The organism is Pandoraea sputorum, assembly GCF_000814845.2.
Lineage (GTDB): Bacteria > Pseudomonadota > Gammaproteobacteria > Burkholderiales > Burkholderiaceae > Pandoraea > Pandoraea sputorum.
This window is the reverse complement of sequence record NZ_CP010431.2, coordinates 3,602,065-3,625,621: the sequence shown is the minus strand read 5'-3', so window position 1 is coordinate 3,625,621 and position 23,557 is coordinate 3,602,065. Positions and strand designations below refer to the sequence as shown.

26 protein-coding genes and 1 tRNA gene are annotated in these 23,557 nt (G+C 62.4%); 12 read left to right on the top strand and 15 right to left on the bottom strand.

All coding sequences use genetic code 11. The features are described 5' to 3' along the window. The first annotated feature begins 15 nt into the window (after window positions 1-15). Complete coding sequence (locus NA29_RS16000) at window positions 16-930, top strand: LysR family transcriptional regulator (protein WP_039399528.1); 915 nt, start codon at window positions 16-18, stop codon at window positions 928-930. Window positions 931-1,077: 147 nt separating this feature from the next. Here NA29_RS16000 and NA29_RS15995 read toward each other — a convergent pair whose 3' ends face one another. Beyond that, entirely contained in the window at window positions 1,078-1,803 is a 726-nt protein-coding gene (locus NA29_RS15995) for a hypothetical protein (RefSeq protein WP_039399526.1), read from the bottom strand. A gap of 136 nt (window positions 1,804-1,939) precedes the next feature. Here NA29_RS15995 and NA29_RS15990 point away from each other — a divergent pair, with 136 nt between their 5' ends. Continuing rightward, on the top strand, window positions 1,940-2,845 hold the full coding sequence (locus tag NA29_RS15990) for a LysR family transcriptional regulator (protein WP_039399523.1): 906 nt from the start codon (window positions 1,940-1,942) through the stop codon (window positions 2,843-2,845). Between the two features lie 471 nt (window positions 2,846-3,316). Here the strand turns inward: NA29_RS15990 and NA29_RS15985 are convergent. The 9 genes from NA29_RS15985 to ybgC all read right to left on the bottom strand — a co-directional run bounded on the left by NA29_RS15985 (window position 3,317) and on the right by ybgC (window position 10,303). After that, window positions 3,317-3,392, bottom strand: a tRNA-Lys gene (locus NA29_RS15985). Between the two features lie 106 nt (window positions 3,393-3,498). Continuing rightward, window positions 3,499-4,614 carry a YeeE/YedE family protein gene (locus NA29_RS15980; protein WP_039399521.1) on the bottom strand — a complete coding sequence of 372 codons (1,116 nt, stop codon included), beginning with the start codon at window positions 4,612-4,614 and terminating at the stop codon, window positions 3,499-3,501. A gap of 322 nt (window positions 4,615-4,936) precedes the next feature. Continuing rightward, window positions 4,937-5,680, bottom strand: coding sequence for a tol-pal system protein YbgF (gene ybgF / locus NA29_RS15975; protein ID WP_039399519.1), 744 nt, complete (start codon window positions 5,678-5,680; stop codon window positions 4,937-4,939). Between the two features lie 10 nt (window positions 5,681-5,690). Then, window positions 5,691-6,191, bottom strand: a complete 501-nt coding sequence (locus NA29_RS15970) for an OmpA family protein (RefSeq protein WP_039399513.1) — start codon at window positions 6,189-6,191, stop codon at window positions 5,691-5,693. A 30-nt stretch (window positions 6,192-6,221) separates the two neighbouring features. Continuing rightward, window positions 6,222-7,514, bottom strand: a complete 1,293-nt coding sequence (tolB, locus tag NA29_RS15965) for a Tol-Pal system beta propeller repeat protein TolB (protein WP_039399511.1) — start codon at window positions 7,512-7,514, stop codon at window positions 6,222-6,224. 16 nt (window positions 7,515-7,530) lie between these two features. Continuing rightward, a complete protein-coding gene (gene tolA, locus NA29_RS15960; protein WP_072633308.1) occupies window positions 7,531-8,655 on the bottom strand; it encodes a cell envelope integrity protein TolA in 1,125 nt (374 codons plus the stop codon). Next, window positions 8,652-9,086: a protein TolR gene (gene tolR, locus NA29_RS15955; protein WP_023873635.1), complete on the bottom strand. Its 435-nt coding sequence runs from the start codon at window positions 9,084-9,086 to the stop codon at window positions 8,652-8,654. The genes tolA and tolR overlap by 4 nt, the downstream gene beginning before the upstream one ends. Before the next feature lie 21 nt (window positions 9,087-9,107). Then, window positions 9,108-9,782, bottom strand: a complete 675-nt coding sequence (gene tolQ / locus NA29_RS15950; RefSeq protein ID WP_039399508.1) for a protein TolQ — start codon at window positions 9,780-9,782, stop codon at window positions 9,108-9,110. A 38-nt stretch (window positions 9,783-9,820) separates the two neighbouring features. Then, window positions 9,821-10,303, bottom strand: a complete 483-nt coding sequence (gene ybgC, locus NA29_RS15945) for a tol-pal system-associated acyl-CoA thioesterase (RefSeq protein ID WP_039399506.1) — start codon at window positions 10,301-10,303, stop codon at window positions 9,821-9,823. 379 nt (window positions 10,304-10,682) lie between these two features. Here ybgC and NA29_RS15940 point away from each other — a divergent pair, with 379 nt between their 5' ends. Both NA29_RS15940 and NA29_RS15935 read left to right on the top strand, forming a co-directional pair. Then, complete coding sequence (locus tag NA29_RS15940; protein WP_231965185.1) at window positions 10,683-11,531, top strand: NAD(P)-dependent oxidoreductase; 849 nt, start codon at window positions 10,683-10,685, stop codon at window positions 11,529-11,531. A 335-nt stretch (window positions 11,532-11,866) separates the two neighbouring features. Further along, on the top strand, window positions 11,867-12,625 hold the full coding sequence (locus NA29_RS15935; RefSeq protein ID WP_039399499.1) for an IclR family transcriptional regulator: 759 nt from the start codon (window positions 11,867-11,869) through the stop codon (window positions 12,623-12,625). 39 nt (window positions 12,626-12,664) lie between these two features. Here NA29_RS15935 and NA29_RS15930 read toward each other — a convergent pair whose 3' ends face one another. From NA29_RS15930 to NA29_RS15910, 5 genes are all read right to left on the bottom strand, one after another. Continuing rightward, window positions 12,665-13,288 carry an SRPBCC family protein gene (locus tag NA29_RS15930; RefSeq protein WP_052252984.1) on the bottom strand — a complete coding sequence of 208 codons (624 nt, stop codon included), beginning with the start codon at window positions 13,286-13,288 and terminating at the stop codon, window positions 12,665-12,667. Further along, window positions 13,257-13,787 carry a glycine cleavage system transcriptional repressor gene (locus NA29_RS15925; RefSeq protein WP_039403738.1) on the bottom strand — a complete coding sequence of 177 codons (531 nt, stop codon included), beginning with the start codon at window positions 13,785-13,787 and terminating at the stop codon, window positions 13,257-13,259. The genes NA29_RS15930 and NA29_RS15925 overlap by 32 nt, the downstream gene beginning before the upstream one ends. A gap of 243 nt (window positions 13,788-14,030) precedes the next feature. Continuing rightward, complete coding sequence (locus NA29_RS15920; protein WP_039399497.1) at window positions 14,031-14,693, bottom strand: phosphoribosyltransferase; 663 nt, start codon at window positions 14,691-14,693, stop codon at window positions 14,031-14,033. 177 nt (window positions 14,694-14,870) lie between these two features. After that, window positions 14,871-15,632, bottom strand: a complete 762-nt coding sequence (locus NA29_RS15915) for a sulfite exporter TauE/SafE family protein (protein WP_039399495.1) — start codon at window positions 15,630-15,632, stop codon at window positions 14,871-14,873. Between the two features lie 101 nt (window positions 15,633-15,733). Further along, complete coding sequence (locus NA29_RS15910; protein ID WP_052252983.1) at window positions 15,734-16,432, bottom strand: phosphatase PAP2 family protein; 699 nt, start codon at window positions 16,430-16,432, stop codon at window positions 15,734-15,736. A 582-nt stretch (window positions 16,433-17,014) separates the two neighbouring features. Between NA29_RS15910 and NA29_RS15905 the strand changes: the two genes are divergently transcribed. The 8 genes from NA29_RS15905 to NA29_RS15875 all read left to right on the top strand — a co-directional run bounded on the left by NA29_RS15905 (window position 17,015) and on the right by NA29_RS15875 (window position 23,501). Further along, window positions 17,015-18,637, top strand: a complete 1,623-nt coding sequence (locus NA29_RS15905; RefSeq protein WP_039399493.1) for a restriction endonuclease — start codon at window positions 17,015-17,017, stop codon at window positions 18,635-18,637. An 88-nt stretch (window positions 18,638-18,725) separates the two neighbouring features. Continuing rightward, window positions 18,726-19,253, top strand: coding sequence for a DUF2501 domain-containing protein (locus NA29_RS15900; RefSeq protein ID WP_371328938.1), 528 nt, complete (start codon window positions 18,726-18,728; stop codon window positions 19,251-19,253). Window positions 19,254-19,431: 178 nt separating this feature from the next. Then, window positions 19,432-20,076 carry an FMN-binding negative transcriptional regulator gene (locus tag NA29_RS15895; RefSeq protein ID WP_039399491.1) on the top strand — a complete coding sequence of 215 codons (645 nt, stop codon included), beginning with the start codon at window positions 19,432-19,434 and terminating at the stop codon, window positions 20,074-20,076. Between the two features lie 114 nt (window positions 20,077-20,190). Beyond that, window positions 20,191-20,349, top strand: a complete 159-nt coding sequence (locus tag NA29_RS15890; protein ID WP_157127412.1) for a hypothetical protein — start codon at window positions 20,191-20,193, stop codon at window positions 20,347-20,349. A 51-nt stretch (window positions 20,350-20,400) separates the two neighbouring features. Then, the gene (locus NA29_RS15885; RefSeq protein ID WP_224786838.1) at window positions 20,401-21,345 is read left to right on the top strand and encodes a DNA/RNA non-specific endonuclease; all 945 of its coding nucleotides are present in this window, start codon (window positions 20,401-20,403) and stop codon (window positions 21,343-21,345) included. 95 nt (window positions 21,346-21,440) lie between these two features. After that, window positions 21,441-21,722 carry a hypothetical protein gene (locus NA29_RS15880; protein ID WP_039399487.1) on the top strand — a complete coding sequence of 94 codons (282 nt, stop codon included), beginning with the start codon at window positions 21,441-21,443 and terminating at the stop codon, window positions 21,720-21,722. A gap of 1,255 nt (window positions 21,723-22,977) precedes the next feature. Then, window positions 22,978-23,145 (top strand): hypothetical protein, encoded by a 168-nt coding sequence (locus tag NA29_RS25805; protein ID WP_157112269.1) that lies wholly within the window; start codon window positions 22,978-22,980, stop codon window positions 23,143-23,145. Window positions 23,146-23,183: 38 nt separating this feature from the next. Next, window positions 23,184-23,501 carry a hypothetical protein gene (locus NA29_RS15875; RefSeq protein WP_150777404.1) on the top strand — a complete coding sequence of 106 codons (318 nt, stop codon included), beginning with the start codon at window positions 23,184-23,186 and terminating at the stop codon, window positions 23,499-23,501. The last annotated feature ends 56 nt before the right edge of the window (window positions 23,502-23,557 follow it).

Here is a 23,557-nt window from a genome sequence, read left to right as displayed (position 1 = left end):
CCAGATAAATCGTCAATGACTGTGCAAAAATTCACAGGGAAGGTCCCGCCGGAAAGCCAGCGTCTGCAATGGGACGACATCCGCTATTTCCTGGAACTGGCGCGGGTTGGAAGCCTTTCTGGGGCGGCACGCAATCTGTCTGTCGAGCATTCCACCGTCGCCCGGCGGGTCGAAGCGCTGGAGCAGTCACTGGAGGTCAAACTGTTCGACCGCTTGCCGAAGGGCTGGTCGCTCACGCTGGAAGGTGAAACGTTGGCCAGACAGGCGAGCCGTCTCGATGACGAAGTGCAGGCCTTTTCACGAGCGGCCGTGGGCGTATCGTCCCTGAACGGTACCGTTCGCATTTCCGCGCCGCCCGTACTGGCCAGTCATCTGCTGGTGCCTCGCCTGGCTGAGCTGCGATCCCAGTGGACGAACATCGACCTTGAAGTGATTGGAGAATCGCGTGACGCCAATCTGAGTCGTGGCGAGGCCGATCTGGCGATACGCATGTCCAGGCCAACCGCGCAAGGCCTGGTTGCGCGTCGCATAGGCGAGATGGGGTACGGGCTCTATGCTGCCAACGGGTATGCGGATCGACCTCGGCCAGAATGGGAATTTCTGGGCTATGACGAGAATCTCAGTCAGGTGCCTCAGCAGCGTTGGCTGGATCAAATCGCGGGGGACCGTCGCTTTGTTTTCCGAAGCAATGATCTGGCTGCATTACTCCATGCCGCCCGAGCAGGACTCGGGATTGCAGCACTTCCCCGTTTTCTTGCCGCGCATGATCCGGCGTTATGCCTGCTATCGGATCACCCTTGCTCGACGGTTCGGCAGTTGTGGCTCGTGATGCATCCGGACGTCAAACGCTCACCCCGTGTCCGGCTGGTTGCCGATCTGCTTGTCGAGCTGGTCGGCACAACGCCGGGGTTATCGCTGAGAGACATTTGAACGCAATCGCACGAGCGCCGCGCGGTATGACAGTCGGTTGTCGGGCCGTCCAGAAAATTCAGTGGCCGGTCTCTGTGGTCGACCGGCCACGTCACGTTTTATTAATATGTTCAGTGGGCACCCCGATGATGCAATTTGTCAGCCCTTTTAGGCCTCGACGTGACGAAAGCGCGGATAGCGTCCGCTACCATTGCCAACCGGCTCGTCGGCGCGCACAGATGCCAGGGAAAGGCGGTAGGCTGAACGGGACTTGTCTGACGCGTCTCCGACATCATTCCAGAGTTCGTGGCTGGTCTTCGCAACACGGAGCAATAGCGCACGCATATCCGTTGGAAGCTCATACCTCTGGACAATGTCGCACGTCAGATTGGCTGTGACGACGGCGACCAGCCTGCGCTCGGGCGCTTCTGGGCCAATCATCTCGAGTAACGCGATGACTTGCGAGAGCAGGGCTTGTCCTGCCGAAGCATCGATCTGCAGCGTAGCCGCAGGCAGTGCTAATGCCGTTATGTACAACACGCTCCTCTCGTCGAATTCCGCAAGTTCAGCGCGTACGTCCAACGCCTTTGTGATGATTTCTCGCTGGCGCTTGAGTCGATGTCGGACTCCCTCTGGCAGCGAAGGAAACGCGGCGTGCAACCTGGCGTAGTAGTCCATGGCCGATTGCCAGTCCCCGAGATGCTCGGCGTCGATATGGCATGCAAGGGCCGAAAGTTCAATGAGATGCTCGATTTTTGCGTTGGTGGCGAGAAATCGATGTAATTCAGTGCGGACGGTTTTCGGATGGAGCGTATGGTCCTGCCAGCAACGCGTGATGAATTCAGGAAAGCCATCGTGACTTCCCGCAGACTGGACGGAATTTTCAATTTGCATATTGGCCTCTGGCGACTGAGATGTGTCGGCCCGGCCTTAGCATGGAAAGGTCCGGCGACTCGAATCAAGTATCGATTGGTCTCTTGGCGCTAACCAGTGCAAAATCCCGAAGTGTATATTGCATCAAACGCCTGCCATGAAACGTCAGACTTGGATGTCCGCCGATCTCAACTTGCTCAAGGCATTCAGCGTTTTGGTCGCAGAGCGCAGCGTTGCCAAGGCGGCAAAACGACTGCATCTCAGCGAATCCGCCATGAGCCGCACCTTGAGCCGGGTGCGCGACGCGTTCGGGGACCCTATCCTCATCCGGGCGGGACGGCAACTGATTCCAACGCCTCGCGCGTTGTCATTAGAACCTCGCGTGCTCGACATGCTGGCGATGGCGCAGGACATTCTCACGCCCGCCGAGCTGGTCGACCCGGCATCCCTTGCGCAAACCTTCACCATCCGCTGTAACGAGGGATTTGCTGCGGAATTCGGTGCAAAGTTGCTCGACATCGTCGCTGTGGCAGCCCCGGGTGTTCACTTGCGTTTTTCCATGCAGGACGAGAAGGACGCCACTGCGCTGCGAGACGACAAGGCGGATATCGAAGTCGGGGTGCTTGGAAAAAGTGGACCGGAGATTCGTGTGCAGACGCTACTAAGAGACCGTTTTGTCGGTGTGGTTGCGATGTCTCATCCGCTTGCCGGCCATGAACCCGTCAGTATCGATGCATACACACGATACCCGCACGTGAGCGTTTCGCGCAGGGGGCGTCGTGCCGGCCCTATCGATGCTTTGCTGAGCACGCTTGGTGCAAAGCGCCGTATTGCAGCAACGGTATCGAGTTTTCCGGTAGCACTCGCGCTGGCACAAGGCGGCATCATTATTGCAAACGTGCCGTTTCGTCAGACGGCGTCGGGTCGCATTGGCATGCACACGTTCGAATTGCCGGTCCAACCGGAGCCTGTCGTGGTCTCAATGATGTGGCATCCGAAGGTCGACCCGGACCCCGCGCACCGATGGCTGCGGGATTGCCTGTTGCGCACCTGTGCAGATTAGCCGGCTCCCGGCGTTCATGCTTATGGGGGCACTCAATCTCCGGCCGGTTATGTCAGGCGCCGGCGACGCCCCGGCCAGGTTCCCGCAGTGTACGCGCCTGTTGGACCAGAGATTTTCGTATCCAAATATCCAGCCTGCCTTCGTGTAGAAGAATCGTTCGCTACAGTGAGGACAACGAAGTGTAGAAAGCCTTCTGCCAGCGCGATACGCGCGAAAGAACAAGACCCATACCGCCAACACAAATAGCAGCGCCGAGGCCGCGCTGCCAACACTGTGACCGTGCCTCGTCTGAAAGACGCAATCCATCATGATGCTGCGGGGCGGGGCGGGGCGGGGCGGGGGGAGGGTGTTTGTGACGTTGCCGAATGCTCAGATCATGAGTGCGGCAGGTTCTCGCGGAAGTGCGGAAGAATTACGGCGAAGGCAAAAAAGAAAAGGGGTTGCGATTTCTCGCAACCCCTTGAATTCGTTTGGTAGGCCGTGCGGGATTCGAACCTGCGACCAACGGATTAAAAGTCCGCTGCTCTACCAGCTGAGCTAACGACCCAACGAAGAAAAAGATTATAGCGTCGTGGTCGTTATAGTGTCAAGACATCTGTGACGCGGATATGTCCATTTCGAGGCCATTTCTCGCAGTTGTGCGCGAATTACGCTCAAACGCTGCGCTCAATGCGCCACATCTGATACTTGAACGCACAGACGCCGCCCACCAGAATCGCCGCGATGGCGACGAACGACCCGACCGCCAGCGTCGACACACCCGAGAGCCCCTGTCCGACCGTGCAACCCAGCGCCGTCACGCCACCGAATCCCATTAACGCTCCGCCGACCATGTGATTCGCCGTGTCTTCCGTGCCGTGGAAACCTTCCCAGCGGAAGTTGCGCGATACGAGGGCGTACACGAACGAACCGGCGATCACGCCGAGCACGCTCGAAATTCCCAGCGTGATAACGTTGCTCGTGTCGCTCCACATCATCAGCCAATACAGCGTGTAAGCCAGCGGCGAGACGAACGACAGCGCTTCCATCTTGCCGGAGTTCGTCGCAACGAAACTCTCTTCAAGCGTGTTCGGATTCTCTGCGACGTAACCGATCTTGCCCGAGACGTACCAGAGCGCCACGATGATCGCGCCCACCACGAGTCCGCCGAGCAGATTGTCGAACGTCCAGAATTCGCGCCGGACAACGGCGGCAACTACGAATGCACCGCCGACGATCAGGCCGAGCACGAGTTGCGCACGGTGCACGTCGCCGCCGAACAGACCGCCAAGGAGCGTGGGCAGATCCTGTGACGTCGCAAACGTCGTCTGCACGCTATCGAGCGCGGCCACGCGCAAGACGGCGAACAAGCCCTTGAGTGTCATGTATGCCGACACGCCGATCATCACGAAGACGAGCAACGATTTCAGATTGCCACCGCCGATGCGCACGAGCGTCTTGCTGCCGCATCCGGACGCGAGCACCATGCCGAAGCCGAAGAACCAGCCGCCGACGAGATACGAGAGCCAGGTGAAGCGAGGCGTCGTGTAAATGGCCTTGACCGGATCGATGATGCCCTGCGAGGCGAGTACGCCCGTGCCGATGGTCGCGACGCCGATGGCAAGCCACCACATCCGCATACGATTCCAGTCACCGATGTTCACGATGTCTGAGAGTGCGCCCATCGTGCAGAAGTGCGTGCGCTGGAGTACGGCGCCAAACACGAAGGCCAGGCCAAAGGTGAGCCACACGACAGTGTGGGAGAGGGCGTTCAGATCGACGTCGGTCATGAGGCGAGAAGACGATAGCGGCCGGACTGGCCGTTCGATACGTTGACGCGAGCCACGGGGCGCGGCCGGCAGTGTTGTTATCAGACGTGATGCGCAACCTGTGCACGATCACATCGCGGGTACGGTCGCCATGACGTGCGGGACACTGACGGTCCACACGCATCCCCTGAGACGCCGCGCCTCGAACGTTTGGAAAGTCCGTATTCTACTTGAGGTCATGCCGCGTACACCGGAAACGACAACGCCGCCCAGGGGCGGCGTCGTTCGTTTGACGAGTGACCTCACACGGAAGGTTGGTTCGCTCAACCTCCCAGGGGGCGTCTTACTTCAGCTTGGCCGAGCGTTTCTTGGCTTCCGCTGCCGATTCGGTGTCCGGGTACCTGGCCACCAGATCCTGCAACGTTTTCTTCGCTGCCGCAGTCTGCCCGGATTCCGCCTGGTTGCTGGCAATTGCCAGCATGGCCTCGGCAGCCTTCGGGCTCGTCGGGTACTTCGTCACGATCCCTTGCAGCGTCGCAGTCGAACCCTTCAGATCTTTGTTGGCGTACTGCGCATTGCCAAGCCAGAACTGAGCTTCGGGTTGATACGGGCTGGCGGGATACTTCGCTGTGAAGGTCCGGAAATCCGTTTGCGCACCCTTGTAGTCACCATTGCGGAATTTCGTCAGCGCGGCGTCGAAAACTTCCTTCTCGCCCGGTTGGACGGTGCCGGTCACGCCGCCGACGGTCATCTGCTGCGGTTCGAATTTCTTCAGGCGACCGTCGAGGTCGTTGTAGAAATCCTTTTGACTCTGTTGCAGGTTCGCAAGCTGGTTCTTCAGATCTTCGTTCTGGCCGCGTTGATCGGCCAGATCACGTTGCAACTGCTGGATCTGGTTGTTCAAATCCAGCACGTTGCGCGTGAGCCCCTCGATCCGCTGCTTGTCTGAATCCAGGCGGCTGCGGATATCGAGGATCGCTTTGCGCGCCTCGTCGTCGTCGAACAATCCGGCATGCGCAAGCGGGCTCAGCACCGAAGTGCCGAGCGTCACCGCGCAGATCATGTTTTTAAGCAAACGAGACGTCATGACGATTCAATCAATAAGCCAGGTCGACGCGACGGTCTTGGGCCCAGGTGGCTTCGTCGGTACCCGTAGCCTTTTCCTTGCCCAGCGACACGGCTTCCATCTGGCTGGCGTTGGCGCCCAGTGCCGTCATCGTCTTCAGCACGGCTTCAGCACGCTTCTGACCCAGGGCCAGGTTGTACTCGCTGGTACCGCGCGGGTCGGTGTTGCCTTGCAGCAGCACGTGACGTTGCGAGTACTTCGACAGGAAGGCCGAGTGAGCCTGGAGCAGCGGGGTGTATTGCGAATCGACGCTGTACGAATCGAAACCGAAGTACACGCTGCGCTTGGCGAGCGGGCCGTTCGGGTTGTTCAGTTCGTCAGCCGATGCGTCGACGGGGGCGACGGCGCGTGCGTCGGTCGTGGTCTGACCCTTGTTGGCGTTAGCCTGGTCGTCGAGCTTCACGCCCGACGAGCAAGCGGCCAGAGCGGCCAGCGAAGAGATGGCGAGGATATTACGAAGCAGGGAACTCATATGAGCCTCCGATTGATGTTGCTGTTGATGTTATTGCATGAAAGGGCCCCAGGAGGGTTCGCGAACTTCCCCTCCTCGAACCTGAAGAATCTGCCGGGTTTGCCCGTCCACCGAGACTGCCGCGAGAACCTTTCGGCCTCCGGACTGCGTTGCATAAAGAATGTACTTGCCGTTCGCGGCAAAACTCGGTGACTCGTCGTGGCTGGTGTCGGTCAGAGCCGTAACATCGCCAGTGCTCATATCCTGCACGCTCAGCTTGAATCCGCCACCCTGACGCGCGATGAACGCGAGCAACTTGCCGTCGGGACTGATTCGCGGGCTGACGTTGTAACTCCCCTTGAAGGTCACGCGCTGCGCGCCGCCTTCGCTCTCGCCACCGGCCGGCATCTTGTAGATTTGCGGACCACCGCCACGATCGCTCGTGAAGTAAATCCATTTGCCGTCCGGGGAATACTGCGGTTCGGTGTCGATCGCGCCGCTGCGCGACAGACGTTTGAGGCCACCGCCATTGGCGTTGACCTGATAGATCTGCGTGTTGCCGTCGCGCGAGAGGGCCACGGCCAGCTTGCTGCCGTCCGGCGACCACGACGGTGCCGAGTTGTTGCCACGCTCGTTGGCCAGCACGGCACGACGGCCGCTCGGCAGATCGTGGATGTACACGACCGGCTTGCGCTTCTCGAAGGAGACGTAAGCGACCTTGGTGCCGTCCGGCGACCAGGCCGGCGAGATGATCGGCTCGCGGCTGTTCAGGGCAACGCGCGCGTCCTGACCGTCGGAGTCGGAAATCTGCAACTGGTAGTTCGGGCCGTTATGCAGCACGTACGACAGACGCGTGGCGAACACACCGCGATCGCCCAGCAACTTCTGGTAGATGTAGTCGGCGATCTTGTGTGCAGTCAGGCGCAGGTTGGCTTGCGACGACGTCAGCGCCAGACCGCCAAGCGGCTGGCCGTTCACGGCATCGTAAAGACGGAAGCTGACCTGGAAGTTGCCGTTGCCTGCCGGCGTGATGGTGCCGGAGACGAAAGCGTTCGCGCCCTTGGCGCGCCACGTGCCGAGATCGACCGAATCGTCCACACCAACGGTGGCGCCACCCGTATCGATCTGATTGAAGCGACCGCTGTTGCTCAGGTCGGCCTTGACGACGGCGACGATATCCGTCGGCGCCGTGCCTTTGAAAGTCGACACGGCGATCGGGTAACGGTTGGAGCCGACGCCCGTAATGTCGACGGTCAGCGGTGTCTGCGCATGGGCGATCGTGCAAGCCGCGGTGAGCCAGGTGGCCACCAGCGCACGCCATGCATATTGACTGGAGATTCGCATGCGTTCGATTGGTCAGTTACGCGTTGCAAGGGCCATTTTTACCACATTCGAATGAAAATGGACTCGCATCGCTCGGTTTTCGTTCCCGTTTGACAACATACTCAGCCTTTTGGACTGAAGCGCAGGTTGACGGTCGGGGGGCTTTGCCGTTCGTGTCGCGCGGCAACGGATCGGATTTGGTGATGGCAGCCTGCACGGCGGCGTCCCACGCAGGGTTGCCGCTCGACTTGGCCAGTTGCATCGACAGTACGCTGCCATCCGGTGCCAGACGTACCGTCACGACCGCCGTGGGATTGCCCTCGGTGTCGCCACCATAAGCGATATTCGGCTTGACCTTGGCGCGCACCCGGTCGGCGTAACCCGCCGATGCTGTGCCGCCGGCGCCCGAGCCGGTACCGCCTGCCTGCGAGCCCAGACCGTTGCCGGTCGCGCCCGGAGTGCCTCCCGCCATGCCGCGCAACGAGGCCAGACGATCGGCTCGCGCCGCCTCCGCAGCCTTTTGTGCAGCGGCTTCCTTTGCAGCCTTGGCCTTGGCAGCCTTGTCTTCTGCAGCCTTCTTCTCGGCATCCGCTTTCTTCTGCGCGTCTGCCAATTGTTGCTGCTTCAATTGTTCGGCCTTCTTGGCGTCTTCTTCCTTCTGACGTTTCTGTTCGTCAGCTTTCTTCTGATCGGCCAGCTTCTGCTGACGCGCCGCCTCGTCCGCCGCAGCCTTCTTGCGCGCGAGTTCGGCCGCAGCCTGCTGCTCGGCAAGTTGTTTCTGCTTGAGCGCTTCCTGACGGGCCTTTTCCTGCTGCGCTTCGAGCAGGCGCGCCTGCTCGGCGGCTTGCTGTTCCTGCTTGCGCTTTTTCTGCTGGAGGGCGATGTCGGCGTCTTCGGCTGGTGGCGTCGGCGCGGCCACGGCCGGCGGGGCCGGTGTGGGCGGCGGCGTCACGACAGGCGGCGTGGGTTCGGCCACTTCGGTCGGCGTCCACAATTCCGCTTCGGAACCGGCGGGCGAGCTGTTCTGCCAGCGCATGCCGTAGAAGAGCAGGGCGAACAGCAGCGCATGCATGAGCAGCGCCAGAAGGAATGCCCGTCCCGTGCCGCGCTCATCCTTGCGCGGACCGATGGGAAGGTCGGAGCGAGCTACAGTGCGACTCATTTCTGCTTGACGAGCAGGCCCACGCGTTTCACGCCCTGAGCCTTGAGATCGGACATCACGTTCATGACGATTTCATACCGCACCGACTTGTCGGCGGCGATGACGACCGGCTGATCCGGGTTCGCCGCCTGACGGCCTTGCAGGAAACCGGTCAGATCGCCCCCGCTCATGCGTTGCTCGATGGTATTTTCACCATCCTTGTAACGCACCAGCATGCGATTGTCCGCTTCGATGTTGACGACCACCGGCGGCGTCTGCTGCTGCGGGCTCGCATTGGCGACGCTCGGCAGATTGACGATCGACGGCGCGACCAGCGGGGCAGCCACCATGAAGATGACGAGCAGCACCAGCATCACGTCGATATACGGTACGACGTTGATGTCCGCCATGGCGCGACGGCCGCGGCGAGCGTTGCGCATAGAACCTGCCATGTCTCGGCGCTCCCGGAATGCTTAGTGAATCTGCCGTTGCAGGATGTTGGAGAATTCTTCGACGAAACTCTCGAAGCGGATCGACAGCCGGTCGATGTCGGTGGCGAAGCGGTTGTAGGCAACCACGGCAGGGATAGCGGCGAACAGACCGATGGCAGTCGCCACCAGCGCTTCCGCGATACCCGGCGCCACGTTGGCGAGCGTTGCCTGTTGCACGTTCGAGAGGCCGCGGAAAGCGTTCATGATACCCCACACCGTACCGAACAGACCAATGTACGGGCTGACCGAACCGACCGACGCGAGGAACGGCAGATTCGCTTCGAGCGAGTCCATTTCACGTTGATAGCAAGCCCGCATGGCGCGCCGCGCACCGTCCAGAATGGCGTGCGGATCGTTCAGGCCTTTCTCGCTCGCCTTGATGTATTCGCGCATGCCCGATTCGAAGATGCGTTCCAGCGCACCGGTCTGGTGACGGTTGTTCAGCGCGCTTTGATACAGCGCCTGAAGATCGCCGCCGGACCAGAAGTCGCGCTCGAAGCGCTCGGTCTGGGCGCGCGCGCGACGGATCGCGAAGATCTTGCGGAAGATGTGCGTCCACGAGAGCAGCGAGAGCAGCAACAGCAGGCCCATGACTGCCTGGGCGAGCACGCTGGCATGCATGACCAGCGAAATGATGGAAAGGTCTTGATCGGGCATGGTGTGGTTATTGACTGACCGGAATTATTGTCCTGGCTTCAGGCGGCTGCCGATGGGGCAACTGCATCCGCTAAGGCTTGAGCCGTCCTGGCTGCCGATTGCATGGCGAGGCGCACGTGCGCGGGAATCTTGCCTGGGCGCAACGTGTCTGCGGCCACGCAGCCGATTTTGATGCTGCCGCGCGCCAACAGTTCGCTGCTGCCGTCGGGGGCGTCGCGCCACGCTTCCTGAAGGAAGTCGACGGAGGCGCCGCCAATACGTTCGATGCGGCTTTTGATGACGACGAGATCGTCGAGCCGGGCAGGACTCAGATAATCGAGTGCCGTGGCGCGCACAATAAAGATCATTCCGGTATTGCGGGCCAGTTCAAGTTGCTCGATGCCGAGCGAACGGAGCCACTCGGTTCGGGCCCGTTCGAAGAATTTCAGATAGTTGGCGTAGAAGACGACGCCTCCGGCGTCCGTGTCCTCGTAGTAAACGCGAATTGACCAACAGGTATCAAAATCAGCCATGCCGCGCATTGTATCGGAACGGAGCGGTAACGCCAGTCACGGAAACACAATTTTTCAAACAGGCCGGACCCCCTGATTGTTACGAGCGATTATTGAATGCCGTCCGGACGGTCCGGCTGGGCACCAAACTGGGGCGAAATCGTCGCGATGCCCCGTGCGACGGGGGATGGCGCTGGCGTGTGGGCGGCGGCCGTCTCTATAATGACGGCTCGCAAGCCCCCCTGTATTTCAGACAAGACCGCCGTGTGCGCACGCTTGCACTGCGTGCCCTCCGGTCGCTCATCGTGAACCAACCTGCGAGGCCCTTGAATTGACTTCCCCCACAACGCAATCTCCCGCCGCCTCCACCACGACCTCCCTTCGCGTCGCCTTCCTCGGACTGGGCGTGATGGGATACCCGATGGCTGGCCATCTGCAACGTGCCGGTCACTCGGTGACGGTCTATAACCGTACGGCGGCCAAGGCGCAGCAATGGGCCAAGGAGTATGGCGGCAATGCGGCGGCCACGCCTGCCGAGGCCGTGCGCGATGCCGACATCGTCGCCGCCTGCGTGGGCAACGACGACGACCTGCGCAACGTCGTGCTCGGTGAGCACGGCGCATTCGCGGGCATGAAGGCGGACGCCGTCTTCGTCGACCACACCACGGCCTCGGCCGATGTGGCGCGCGAGCTGTACGCCGTCGCGCGCGAGAAGGGCCTGCATTTCGTCGACGCCCCGGTCTCCGGCGGCGAAGCCGGCGCCAAGAACGGTGTGCTGACGATCATGTGCGGCGGCGACGCCCCGGCGTTCGATCGCGTGTCCGCCACGCTCGGCGCCTATGGCCGTGCCGTCACGCGCATCGGCGAAGCCGGGGCCGGTCAGTTGGCCAAAATGGTCAACCAGATCTGTATCGCAGGACTGGTGCAGGGGTTGTCGGAAGCCATCAACTTTGGTCAGCGCGCCGGGCTGGACATGCCGCTCGTGCTCGACGTCATCAATAAGGGGGCAGCGGCCAGTTGGCAGATGGACAATCGCGGTCAGACGATGATCGACGGTAAGTTCGATTACGGCTTCGCGGTGGACTGGATGCGCAAGGACCTCGGGCTGTGTCTGGCCGAAGCGCAGCGCAACGGCGTTTCGCTGCCGGTCACGGCGCTCGTCGACCAGTTCTATGGTGACGTTCAGGCTCTGGGCGGTTCGCGCTGGGACACGTCCAGCCTGATCCACCGTCTGCGCGTGTTGTCGGGCAAGGCGTAACTGTCTGAGGGCCGGGGCGTCCGGGTTCGGACGTCCGATGTCGCAGCGCTCTCGCGCGGACGGTTTGTGACGCCGGTCGCAGGCCGTCCCGGGGGGGGCATCCTCCGGTCCACGGCCGCTGGTATGAAATATCAGACATCTCTCCGGGTTTATCTCCAATCGTCTGAATAGATGATTGGCACTAGAATGCGGAAAACGGGACGTCGCGGCGCGACGACACGGTGGCGTGGAGGCTTGGGAGCGGGCTGGGGCGTTGCGTGTCAATGTGGGACTGGAGGGAGCCGCCGCGAGCGATAACGATCTAGAACACAACTCGAACCCGAGACCCAACCGGCATGAGCAATCAGTCGAACGCCGCGGCCGTCCGCGCATTTCGTATTCTCGAAATCCTCAGCGCCTCAGGCGCGCCGATGACACTCGCGGAGATCGTTGCCGCGATCGGTCTGCCCAAGCAGACGGTGCATCGCATCCTCAAACAACTCGAAGCCGCGTGGCTCGTGACCCGTGAAGCGGGTAGCCGTCACTACGAGCCGTCGTCGCGTGTGCGTGCCATGGCCATCAATGCCCTGATGCACCTGGGGCCGGCGGCGGCGCGTCATGCCGTGCTTCAGCAACTGGTCGACAAGCTCGGTGAGACCTGCAATCTGTCGATGCTGTCGGGCGACGACCTTGTCTATCTCGATCGTGTGGAGACCGACTGGTCGCGTCAACTCAAGCTCTCGCCCGGCTCGCGCGTGCCGCTGCACTGCACCGCCAGCGGCAAGCTGTTGCTGGCTTTCTTGCCCAGAGCGCGGCGCGAGAAGCTGATTGCGCACCTGCCGTTGCGTCCCCGTGCAGAAAACACGATCACCGATCTGGAAGATTTGCGCCACGAACTCGTCGAGACGCGCAAGCGTCGTGTCGGCACGAACAACGAAGAGCACGTGCCGGGCATGATTGCCGTCGCGGTGCCGGTGATGCTCGACCGCAACCGCGCGTGTGCGGCCATCGCCGTGCAAGCGAGCGCCCAGCACTGCACGCTCGAAAAGCTCATGACGTTCCTGCCCGAGTTGCAGAATGCCGCCGAGACGATGGCGGCGACCTTCAACGAGTAATCGGCCGCGTCCGGAGAGCGCGCAGGGGCAGGGCGCTGCCTACTGCCCCGCGCTGCTAGCGGCGTCCGGCACAGATGCCGGTGACGGTATGCCCGGTGCGAGCGCCTCGAACATCTGCTCAAGCTGCTTGGCCCCCTGCGCGGACTCGGCACGCATGCGCGGGCCGATAAAGACAGGATCGAGAATCAGAAACAGCAGATTCGGGGTGCGATACATAAAGTCGCGCTTGAAGCGCGTACCCGTGCCGTCCGGCGTCAGCGTGTAACGCACTGCACCCGAGGGCCGTCGGTTGACCTCTCCTTCGATGCGCCACTCGAACGGCGGCTTCGCCTCCACGACCTTCCAGTGAAGGATGCCGTGACGTCCCGCGAGCCGGAACTCTTCGGCCACTTCCTCCCCGACCGTCAGCGGATGATCGGTCATGCCTTGCACGGCGAGCGATGCGGGGTGCCATTTCGGCCAGTTCGCCGGCGTCGTCACGTAGTCGTAGACGGCTTGCGGCGGGGCACGCAGCGTGACCACAGTGACGACATGCGTCTGGCGCTCGAACGGCAGGGGCAACAAAGACAGCAGGGCGACGATGGCCACCGCCCCGAGCAGGAACAGGAAGACTCGCTTCATCGGCACGCGCTCACGCACCGGGAGGCGAATCGAGTTCGACATCGACCATCAGGTCGTCGGCCAGACTTTCCAGAACCTCACGCAATGCATCGGTGCTTACGCTCGCAGGCACGTGCAGGCGCGCTGTCGCACGAAACAGTGTGCCGCCGGACATCGAGCCCTCGACACACTCTGTGGCGAGTTCGTCGATGGAGATGCCGCGCGTGAATAACACGTGCGAGATTTCCTTGACGATGCCCGGATGGTCCTGTCCGACTAGATCGAGCTGAAGCACGCGCGCGCCCGGATCGGCGGCGGCACTTTGCGCGCGGGTGACGGAGATTTGCAGGCCGTGCGTCTGAAGCGCGTGTAGCGCTTTGGTGAGCGTTTCCGTGTGCTCGTCGGGGACCTGAAGATGGATGATGCCGGCGAACTGGCCGGCAAGATTGGCGAGACGGCTTTCCAGCCAGTTGGCACCGGCGGCGGTGGCGCGATCGGCGATCGCATTGACCAGACCCGGGCGATCCGGACCGATCACGTTGAGAATCAGGGACGTCGTCATCACAGGCTCCATCGACACTGAGGGGCAAGAGGCGGCGCATGCCGCGCGCTCGTGATTCGGGATGTACCGGTCGTGATCCCTGACGTCGTGGCGATTCAAGGTGAGCCGACCGCTACGTTGCGCGCAGCAGGCTCAAGTGTAGTGCAATCGCGGGGTGCGCCGCTACGGCGGGCAATGCCGGACGTGCGGGTGTCGTCGAGGAGAAGGGGCGACGGTGATTTGTGGGCAGAGGTGGACGGCGAATCAAGGACGATCCGCCGCCATCGCGAGCAAGGCTATGACGGTCGCGTCGTCCGTCTGCACGAAATCGCTGTACGCCACGCTGACCGCATAGAACGGCTGCGGCGTTTCCAGACAGACGACGGCGTCGGCCAGCGCGCTCAGACGCGCGATGGCGTCGCGTGCGCCGACCGGTGCGCACGCCACGAGCGGCGTCGCGCCCAGTCGTCGCATCGCGCGCAACGCAGCCGTCATCGTGGCGCCCGTCGCAATGCCGTCGTCAACGATGACGACGGGGCGACCCGCGACGTGCGGTGCGCCGCGTCCCGGCGTATAGGCCTGACGCCGCTGCTGAATCAACGCGCGCTGACGCGCACTCTCATGCGAGAGATACGTGCCGGTTGCGCCGAGCGAGAGCGCGTGGTCGGCGAGAAAGATGCCGCCGAATTCGTCGACTGCGCCGACTGCGAGTTCGGCCTGATGGGGCGCTCGCAGCTTGTGCGCGAGCAACACGTCGAGCGTGCCATTCAATTGGCGTGCGATCGGCAGAGCGACCGGCACCCCGCCACGCGGGATGGCGAGCACAAGGGGAGGTGCGCAGCGCGACAGCAACGCGTGCGTGGCGAGCACTTCGGCCAGCGCATTGCCTGCGGCGGCACGATCGAGAAACGAGGCTACGGCAGACATGGCAAGGACGCGGGGGCGAGCCCGGCAGGCGACGGGAATCGTCCCATCGTAACGCCGGGGCCTGATGCTCGTTTGCATCGAACGTGTTTCCGAACGCGCGTACCCTCACGGGCAATGACGGAGATTGTCTGCGCGACGTCCGTCTTGACGCGATCCTGGGGCGATCCTGAGGCGGCCCTAGCGCGCCAGTAGCTCGGGCACCGTGCCGACGAGCAACGTCACGCCGGAGCAGGCCAGCAGCGCCAGCACCATGCGTCGGAACATGTGATCGGAAAGGAACTTGTAAGCCCACGCGCCCGCGAGCGTCGGCAGGATCATCGACGGCACGGCAATCGCGAACACATGCAATGTCTGCGCGGTGATGACGCCCTGCACGGCGTACAGCGTGATGGTGAGTGTGTGCATCACGATGAAAAAGATCTGCATGACGGCGCGCTGCATGTCTTTGTCCCATCCGCGCAGCGTGCACCAGAGCGTGGGCACTACGCCGACGAGCCCCCCGATGCCACCCATCACCCCGCCGATGAAACCGACGACGCCGTCAGCCGCGCGGCCGCCGTGCGCAATGCGTGGCAGGTGCGCCGCGAGCAACAGGATCGAACAATAGACGACGAGGATGGCGCCGATGCCCGCCCGAAACCACACCGGGTCGAGGTAGCGCAGAATCCACACGCCAACCGGAACACCCACCAGTCCGCACAACACGAACGGTGCAAGACGCGCCAGCGGCACGGCCCGACGTACTGTGCGCAACGCGAGGATCTGGCCGACGAGCGAGCAGAAGGCGGCGAGCGGGCCGGCCAGCGTGGGAGGGAGCGACCACGCCCAGAAGGACAGTGCCACCAGACTGAACGCAAAGCCGGACAAGCCTTGAACGAAGCCGCCGATACAGGCACCGGCGATGAGCGGGAGGAGGGGAAGCAGTGGATCGGCGGTCATATTTTTAGTTTTCCGCCGACATTATGCGGCGATCCCGTGCGCAGATGCACGGGATCGTGGCATTCGGGAGGCGCCGCTCGGCGCGCTGTCGTACGTCTGGTTCAGGCGCGATGGTCTGCCTGCCAGTGCTGCCAGGCCATGACGAAGAGCGAACCGACGGCGATGCCAAGGGCGGCCCCGGCGAGCGCGTCGCTCGTCCAGTGATAGGCGGCGGCGAGTTGCCCGAAGGCCGTCAGTCCGATGGCGATGGCGCATGGCGCGCGAAGCACGCGATGACGCAGGGCGAGTACGGTCGTGAACGCGAGAATCACGGTGAGGTGACCGGAGGGAAACGATGCGAAGGCCGCGCTGTTGCCGCCAAAGAACCGGAATTCGAAAACGCCGTCGCGCAAATACGATGGGTTCTCATGGATCCACGTGGCAGGCCAGGTGCGTCCGAAGACGAATTTCAATGCTTGCTTGGCCAGACTGCCAACGCCGACTGCGCCTGCCGCGAGCCACAACGTGACGGCCCACGACGGCAGCTTGCGACGCCAGAACAACACCGCGCCGACGATTAGAAACGTCGGCCAAGCCAACACGAACAACGGCGAAGGCAACTCTGCGATGTGCTGAATCCAGCGAGTGCCTTGGGTGTGCGCATGCGCGAAGTCGACAACTGGGCGGTCGATCCAGGGAATTGCGACGAGGGCGAGCAGCAGGCAGGCCAGCGCGCTGAACCATGCAGTGCGCAGACAGGGCGTCGAAGTGGCAGCGGCGGGCGGGGTGCCGGGGGCGGCGTTCGGAGCGAGTTCGGTCATGACGCGATTTCGGAGAAGAGGGGGCAACTGCCGGACGTCGGGAACCGGCAACACTGGGCGACGTTCGGCGAGATCGCGTCATGGTAGTCGCCATTGGTGCCCCGGGGGTGGGCTCGTCCCAAAAGCGGGGTATTCATGCGGCGTTGAGCGCCGTTCGGCACGCGGACCTGCCGACGTAAGTCATTGAAGGCCGTTGGCGCTGGTGTTGGCAACGGACGCGTCGGCCGTCTGACCGGGGAGACCGCGATGGCGGGGCCTGATCCCGGAGCTTGCCCGGCGGCGATGGCGGTTTGATGACGGTCAGTGTGCTGGCGTTGCAACCGTGACATGCTCCGATCTCTTGAGAATCAAAGATTTTTTTGCGGCGAACCGGGGCAACGTCCTACAATCGTCCCCTACGTAAGCGTTGGAAATGGTTGGAATTTGTCGGCGGTGGACGGCTTGACCGCACGACGATACCGAGAGAAGGGCAGACCGTTGCGGCGCAGCTCGGCCATGGTCCGGGCATGGCCGAGGTATGGCCGAGGTATGGCAGTCAATTCGCTCGTCAAAACAAAATCAAAATTGCATGCGGGGGCAGTAGTGAATCGGGGATTCGAGAGCATCATCGATCGGCTGGCGCGCGAGTTCTGGCGCGCAGCACACACGCGCGAACAGCAGCACGCACAATCGCAGTTACGCTCGCTGGCGGAAGTCCGAGCGCTGGATCAGGCGCAACGCGCCTGGGAAGACGCACCGGCCGCCGACCCGGTTGCGAGCGAGCGCTTGCGCCTGGCATGGCGGCAGGCGGAAGCCGCCGCTCAGGGCGCACGCGCGAAGTTCGAAGTGGCGCGACTGGCGCGTCTGCTTGCCGATGGACTCACCCGCGACCTGCGCATTCCTCCGGCCGATCTGCGCGCGCGCAATACGCCTCCCGTGCTTGATACGCGACATTTGCCGAAGATTCTGGCGAAGCCCGAGTGGGAGACGTTCGCGCCGGAGAAGCCGGGGCGACTGGCGCTGGCGATGCCTGGCGCGTCCGGACGCTATGAGCAGGCCGTCGCCAAGGCGCGCAGCGAGTTCGTCCACGCGGAGCGCGAATACGAAGCCTCGAAGATTCGCCGGACCCAGGGGTCGATGATCCTTCAGATTGCGCAGCAAAAGGCGACGGAAGCGGCGCGCGCCGAGAGCGCCCGTCACAACGCGGCCGTGGCCGATTTCGAAGGCGCACTGCTGCGCGGCGAGGCGGCTGCCGTGACGGGGTACGCGCGCATCGTGCTCAGCCGCAGTCCGTATCCGGAAGCGTTCGCGCAAACGCTCGCCGCACATTACGTCGAGAACCTCAAGCTGCTGGCTATCGGGTACGACGTGCCAACGCTCGACGCCGCCGTGCCGACGGCGCTCGACTATCACTACAACGCAGCGGAAGACGCCGTGCAAGGTACGCCCGCAGGTGACGCCATCCGCGCACAGGCCTATGCAGGTGCGCTGCAACAGATCATGTTGCGTTCGCTGCATGAGTTGTTCGCCGCAGATCCGCTACGACACGTGGGGGCCGTTGTCCTCAACCTGTACGCGAATGATGGCGACGCACGCGTCTGTCTCGCGAGTGTGCATGCAGCCCGCGCCGATTTCGCGGCGCTCGTGCTGACCGAAGGCGACGCCGCCACGCATCTGGCGGCGCTCGGTGCACGCGTATCGGCACGACCCGGCGCGCTGCAAGCGGTAACGCCGGTGGCAGGTGTCGATATGACGCAAGTCATCACCGATGCCGATGTGGCCGTCGATCGCCGCTTCAATCTGATGACGCTCAGTGACAAGGACTTCACGCAAGTGATGTTCCATCTGCTGCGCTCGCACGGTTTCGAAGGGCCGCCGCTGGTGCCCGGCGAACAGGAGGGCATGCTGACGTGCCGCGCATGGGACCCGCATCCGATTTTCGGCGGTGACGTCGTCGTCCACATCTTCCGCGAGATGGATCGCAGCGCCCGGCTGGAACTGACGGCGGCGCGCGCGATGCTCTCCGAGATGCAACAGATTGGTGCCGCGCGCGGCATGCTGATCACCACCGGCGAGTTCGACGACGGCGTGGAGGAGTTCGCGCGCGACCGTCGCATCGAGCTGCTCTCCGGACATCATCTCGTCTTCCTGCTCAAGGAAAATGCCGGTGTCGAAGCCAGTGTCGTCGTGCCGGAAACAGTCGATACGACTGCGGCGCTGTTCTGAGGCGCACGGGACGTGTGAAAGGCCGTGGGAGATGGCCTGTTATAGTGGCTCGACCTGACCCCACGTCATTCACATCCCGGAGGATCGTATGTCCCGACGCATGGAATGCAAGGCAAGCCCCGTAACGACTGCGGGCCTGAAACGATGGGCCGGTGCGGGCGCCGCGAGCGTCGCACTGGTGATAGCCGTCGGCATGCCGATGGCCGCATATGCGCAAATCGGCAACCTGATGGACGCCGTTGGCGGCGGGAACTCGGGCGGCGGCAATACGGGCGGTCTGGCGGGCAGCCTCGGTGGCCTGGCGTCGGGCGGGGGCGGCTCGCTCACGTCAAGCAGCATCGGCAACGCGACCGGTGTTCTCCAGTTCTGTATCAAGAACAATTATCTCGGCGGCGCAAATCTGAATTCGGCGACGGACGTGAAGGACAAGCTGCTCGGCAAGATCGGCACGCAGTCCGGCTCGCCAGCCGCCAGCCCCGGCTATCTCGACGGCGCGAAGGGGCTGCTGTCGTCGCCCGACGGCAAGACCGTCGATCTGAACGGCGGTGGCCTCAAGGAACAACTCACCCGCAAGGTCTGCGACAAGGTGCTCGATCAGGCCAAGTCGTTCCTTTGACCGCGCCACGTAGCGTTGGAGTGGATGCCTGACGGGCGGCGAATGCCCTCCGTCAGGTCGCTTTTCTGCGCTTGAGCGTGGCATCAAAAAAATCATCGATATTGGGTCTTGGCCCGGAGCCACGCGCGGACGTACGCTTAGCGTCATTCCAACCCCACCGCTATGTCCGGAGTCATCGATGTATCAGCCCGCCGCCTTCTCCGAAGATCGCCCTGAAGTCCTGCACGATCTCATTCGTACGCATCCGCTCGGGTTGCTCGTGAGTGCAGGGGCGCAGGGACTGATCGCCGATTCGATTCCGTTTTTGATGTACGCCGACGAAGGTGAGTTCGGGACGCTGCGCGGGCATCTGGCGCGCGCCAATCCCCATGGACCGGCGTTGCGTGATGTGGACGATTGCCTGATCGCGTTCACTGGGCCGCAAGGTTACATCACCCCCTCGTGGTACGCCGCCAAGGCCGAGCACGGCAAGGTCGTGCCTACGTGGAACTACGCCGCCGTGCACGTGTGGGGCAAGCCACGCGTGATCGACGATGCGGCCTGGCTGCGGCGTCTGGTCGGTGACCTGACGAACTCGCAGGAGCACCGCCTTCGCGCGCCGTGGGCGGTCGAGGATGCCCCGGAGGACTTCATCAGCGGCATGCTGCGCGCCATTGTGGGTGTGGAGATTCCGATTCGTCGCATCGAAGGCAAGTTCAAGATGTCGCAGAACCGCGCGATGCCCGACCGCGTCGGCGTGGTGAACGGTCTGCGTGCACTGGGGCCGGACAGCGAGACATTGGCGGCGCTCGTCGCGCAACGTGGCGAGGTGCCTGACGCCTGATCGGGCTGACGTCCCGCCAGGTTCGGTAACGAAACGAAACAATTCAGTGTGCCGGGGATGGGCTTTGTGCGGACATCCCCGCATACAATGCGGCAACCCAACCCGGATGCCGCAATGAAGACGCTGCTTCTCATGCTCGCGTTGATGCTCTGCCTGCTCTTCCTTGAGCAGGCCTGGATGCCGAGCGCGCAGGCGGACGAGTGTGACAATCTCGGCCCCGCTCAGACATTGCAATGCGCCGCTTACGGCGCGGGGAACGTCGTCCCCGAATAGCCGTTCATCCGCTACAATCGCACCCCCTTACGTCTTCCCCAAAGCAGTGCGATGAAGCAGTCTCGATGGACGGTCACCGCAGTGCGCGCAAGCCGCTTGCGCGCGATGGCCGGGCAGTTGGCAAGCGCTCTTTCCCTTTCTTCCGTACTCGCCGTCGGGACCGTCGTTGGGGGCGTGGCGCTCCCGAACGCGGCCAATGCTGCGGCATCCGCCTGTGGCGATCACTACTGGTCCGGTACGGCCCCCGACATCACCAACAGCGCCATGACGCGCGCCGCACGCGAGGTGTGCTTCAGTGCGTTCGGCGTGATGCACTCGGGTGTGACGCGCACGCCGCTCTGGTCCGCGGAACATCTCACGCGCGCCGGGCTGAGCGACGCTCGCCAGATCTCGCGCGTGAACAACTTCCACGCCGAGTCGCAATTGCCTGCGAGCGAGCGCGCCGAGTTGCGAGATTACGTTCGCTCGGGTTACGACCGGGGGCACATGGCACCTTCGGCCGACATGCCGGACCCGCAGGCACAGTCCGAGAGTTTTTCGCTGTCGAACATGGTGCCGCAAAACAGCGAGAACAATCGTTATCTGTGGGCGGGTATCGAGTCGAGCGTGCGTAAGCTCGCGCAGGACCGGGGCGAATTGTTCGTGATCACCGGGCCGCTATTCAAGGGCAAGACGATCACGCAGGTGGGCGACCGGGTGATGGTGCCCACGCAGCTCTTCAAGGTCGTCTACGACCCGAAGCGCAAGCAGGCGGGCGCGTATCTGGTGGCGAACGAGGCGACGGGCGACTATTCGGTCGTGAGCGTGGCCGAACTCGAAAAGCTTGCTGGCATCGACTTCTTCCCCGGCATGCCCGCGAGCGTCAAAGGCACGGCGATGTCGCTGCCTAAACCTAAAGCGGCGGGCGGTGGCAGTAAGCGAAAACGCGAGCAGGACGTGCCGACGTACCGCGAAGTGCAGACGGTGCTCGACTTCTTGCGTACGATCATCCGTTAAGCTCACTGGCAGCATTTGGGATGTTCCCGGATGTTGCCGTGCGCTGACCCCCCAACCGGTTTTACGACTGATTTCCCCCCGATTCAGGAGTCCTCATGACGTCATCGTCTTCCGCTAATGACCGTTTCTCGCCGTTCGCCAACGATGCCGATGCACTCTCGCTTGGCGAGCTGAACGTCGAAAACCATACGGATCACGTGGTGATCTTCGGCAATCTGGAGTTGCGCCGCGACGCCGAAGGGTTGCGTCACGCGCGGGTGCTCAAAGCGGTGCTGGATGCCGTAGTGAACGAGCTCGCCGACGCCGACTTGCCTGCGCACGCCGAATCATCCGCAGGGACGAGCGCGAAACAGGTCAAAAACCCGTTTGAATCTTGACGGAAATGGCGGGGAGTCGCGCCCCGGGCAGATCGCGCCCCCGGATTTACCCCAGATTTGTCGTTTATTTAAAGAATCGATGTTGCGCCGCACGAAACACGGCACGCGACACTTATTCCCTAGCTGGCCGTGTGTCGCTGCGACACCGATTGCCCGATTTTGAGCTGCGACATCTCTGCGGGTGTCGCAGTCCAAAAATCAGTGAATTCCATGGTTCATGCGGGTTGCGCGACAACTTGTCGCACCTGCGACATTCTGTCGCATTGACACGTCCCGCCAAAAATCTCGAATCACGTCATTGTGACGGTATTCGGTGTCGCACTCTCCCGCCTCGAAAACCATACGAATCAACCGTTTGACTTGCGGCGACGCAGCACGGATGAGGGGTTTACCGTTCGCAGACAAAGCGCATACTAGCCCTGCGTCTCGTCGATTCCGATAGCGAGAATCGATGACCGGCAAGGCTACGAGCACTAAACAACGCGAGGTAACTTATGCACATCCGTTGGAAAAAAGTGTATTCGAGTGGGTGGGGAACGATTCATCACGATGCACCCCGTTCCCATCGCAGCGCTAGTGAGCGCGAGCAACTCTTTCAACGCCTGTTGGCAATCGCGATCGCCTGTAGTGTCGGCGGATTCGTGCTGTTGTCAGTAGGGGCGGCCTTCCTGGGACGCTAAAGTCACATTCCCCTTCCTTTTCGTGCGCGGCGCCGCCTCCGGCGGATCGCCGCGCTACGTTGCCTTCAGCCATCGAGACTGAAGGGCCTCCGGTTTTCTCTACCGTTGCTGCGGCGCTTTACCGCTCGCCGCTGCGGTTTGACGCGCACGTTCAATCGCCCGATTCGAACGGCCGCTTGTCTCTTCGTTGAAACGTTTTGTTACAAGCGCGCAGTGTCTGCGTAAAAGCCGTTCCGGCACAATTCTCCGAAGTCTTCGCAATTCCCTGTTAAATCTATTCTGTGCGTCACGATAAAGCGCACTTGGGATCGCTTTGGACGTGGATAGCCATCGTCGATGACGTGGTCTCTCGTGGCTTTGGCGTCGTATTCTGCGAGTTCACGCTATTGCAATTCCTAAAGAATAGTGCGATCTTGAAGCGACGGCGTGGTGTCGGAATTTTAGGAAGATTCCATGGTATTTCATGCTATGGAATGTGCCCGGATTTATCCGAATTGTCTTGCGCCTCAAAACTTTCGATAAAGAAGAAAAGAACAAGCAGTGCGGGCCGGTTTGATCGATTTATGAGGTGCGCCATGGAAATTCGCTGGGAAAAGCTGTATTCGGGCGGATTGGGTCGTTTCTACGACACGTCGGAATCCAGCCGTCGCCGCGCGCGGCGTGCGCAGCTGGCATGGTTCGGCGTGGTCATCTCCATTGGTGTCGCGATTGGCGCCATCGCCATTGCATGGCGCTGGATCTGATGTCGACCCACGGAAAGCCGCACTCGGGGATTTCAGGCTTGCTGACGCTTCTCGCCCTCGCGGCGAGCGGCGCGTTGCACGCGCAAACACCGGCAATGCCTACGGAGCCGCTCGACAACAGCGGTCAGCCGTGTGGCGCGATTCGCGCGCTGCCCGCCAACGTCACAGACTACCGCTACGAAGTCACGAATCGCTGCGAGCGCCGGCTGACCTATTACTGGCGTTGCAGCGCGGCCGATACAGAGCATTCGGTCGACGTTCCAGGCAGAGGCCAGCAAACGGTCACATGCGTGAAGGCGAGCGGTGCGGCGGGCGAGATCGTGTTCCGGTTCGGGCCGCCTGGCTCGGGCAACTGAATGGCGTGAACTTCGGCTACCGAAGCGGCGCGGAATGGCTATCATGACGCCATACG

Coding starts and splice junctions, on each gene's coding strand:
- NA29_RS15930 (WP_052252984.1), bottom strand. CDS start 13,288: ATGTCGAACTCGATTCGCCTCCCGGTGCGTGAGCGCGTGCCGATGAAG.
- ybgC (WP_039399506.1), bottom strand. CDS start 10,303: ATGCGCGGCATGGCTGATTTTGATACCTGTTGGTCAATTCGCGTTTAC.
- tolR (WP_023873635.1), bottom strand. CDS start 9,086: ATGGCAGGTTCTATGCGCAACGCTCGCCGCGGCCGTCGCGCCATGGCG.
- NA29_RS15920 (WP_039399497.1), bottom strand. CDS start 14,693: ATGTCTGCCGTAGCCTCGTTTCTCGATCGTGCCGCCGCAGGCAATGCG.
- NA29_RS15885 (WP_224786838.1), top strand. CDS start 20,401: ATGAAGCAGTCTCGATGGACGGTCACCGCAGTGCGCGCAAGCCGCTTG.
- NA29_RS15940 (WP_231965185.1), top strand. CDS start 10,683: ATGGGATACCCGATGGCTGGCCATCTGCAACGTGCCGGTCACTCGGTG.
- NA29_RS16000 (WP_039399528.1), top strand. CDS start 16: ATGACTGTGCAAAAATTCACAGGGAAGGTCCCGCCGGAAAGCCAGCGT.
- NA29_RS15980 (WP_039399521.1), bottom strand. CDS start 4,614: ATGACCGACGTCGATCTGAACGCCCTCTCCCACACTGTCGTGTGGCTC.
- tolQ (WP_039399508.1), bottom strand. CDS start 9,782: ATGCCCGATCAAGACCTTTCCATCATTTCGCTGGTCATGCATGCCAGC.
- NA29_RS15895 (WP_039399491.1), top strand. CDS start 19,432: ATGTATCAGCCCGCCGCCTTCTCCGAAGATCGCCCTGAAGTCCTGCAC.
- NA29_RS15935 (WP_039399499.1), top strand. CDS start 11,867: ATGAGCAATCAGTCGAACGCCGCGGCCGTCCGCGCATTTCGTATTCTC.
- NA29_RS25805 (WP_157112269.1), top strand. CDS start 22,978: ATGGAAATTCGCTGGGAAAAGCTGTATTCGGGCGGATTGGGTCGTTTC.
- NA29_RS15890 (WP_157127412.1), top strand. CDS start 20,191: ATGAAGACGCTGCTTCTCATGCTCGCGTTGATGCTCTGCCTGCTCTTC.
- NA29_RS15995 (WP_039399526.1), bottom strand. CDS start 1,803: ATGCAAATTGAAAATTCCGTCCAGTCTGCGGGAAGTCACGATGGCTTT.
- NA29_RS15880 (WP_039399487.1), top strand. CDS start 21,441: ATGACGTCATCGTCTTCCGCTAATGACCGTTTCTCGCCGTTCGCCAAC.
- NA29_RS15915 (WP_039399495.1), bottom strand. CDS start 15,632: ATGACCGCCGATCCACTGCTTCCCCTCCTCCCGCTCATCGCCGGTGCC.
- NA29_RS15910 (WP_052252983.1), bottom strand. CDS start 16,432: ATGACCGAACTCGCTCCGAACGCCGCCCCCGGCACCCCGCCCGCCGCT.
- NA29_RS15900 (WP_371328938.1), top strand. CDS start 18,726: ATGTCCCGACGCATGGAATGCAAGGCAAGCCCCGTAACGACTGCGGGC.
- NA29_RS15925 (WP_039403738.1), bottom strand. CDS start 13,787: ATGACGACGTCCCTGATTCTCAACGTGATCGGTCCGGATCGCCCGGGT.
- NA29_RS15970 (WP_039399513.1), bottom strand. CDS start 6,191: ATGAGTTCCCTGCTTCGTAATATCCTCGCCATCTCTTCGCTGGCCGCT.
- tolB (WP_039399511.1), bottom strand. CDS start 7,514: ATGCGAATCTCCAGTCAATATGCATGGCGTGCGCTGGTGGCCACCTGG.
- ybgF (WP_039399519.1), bottom strand. CDS start 5,680: ATGACGTCTCGTTTGCTTAAAAACATGATCTGCGCGGTGACGCTCGGC.
- tolA (WP_072633308.1), bottom strand. CDS start 8,655: ATGAGTCGCACTGTAGCTCGCTCCGACCTTCCCATCGGTCCGCGCAAG.
- NA29_RS15990 (WP_039399523.1), top strand. CDS start 1,940: ATGAAACGTCAGACTTGGATGTCCGCCGATCTCAACTTGCTCAAGGCA.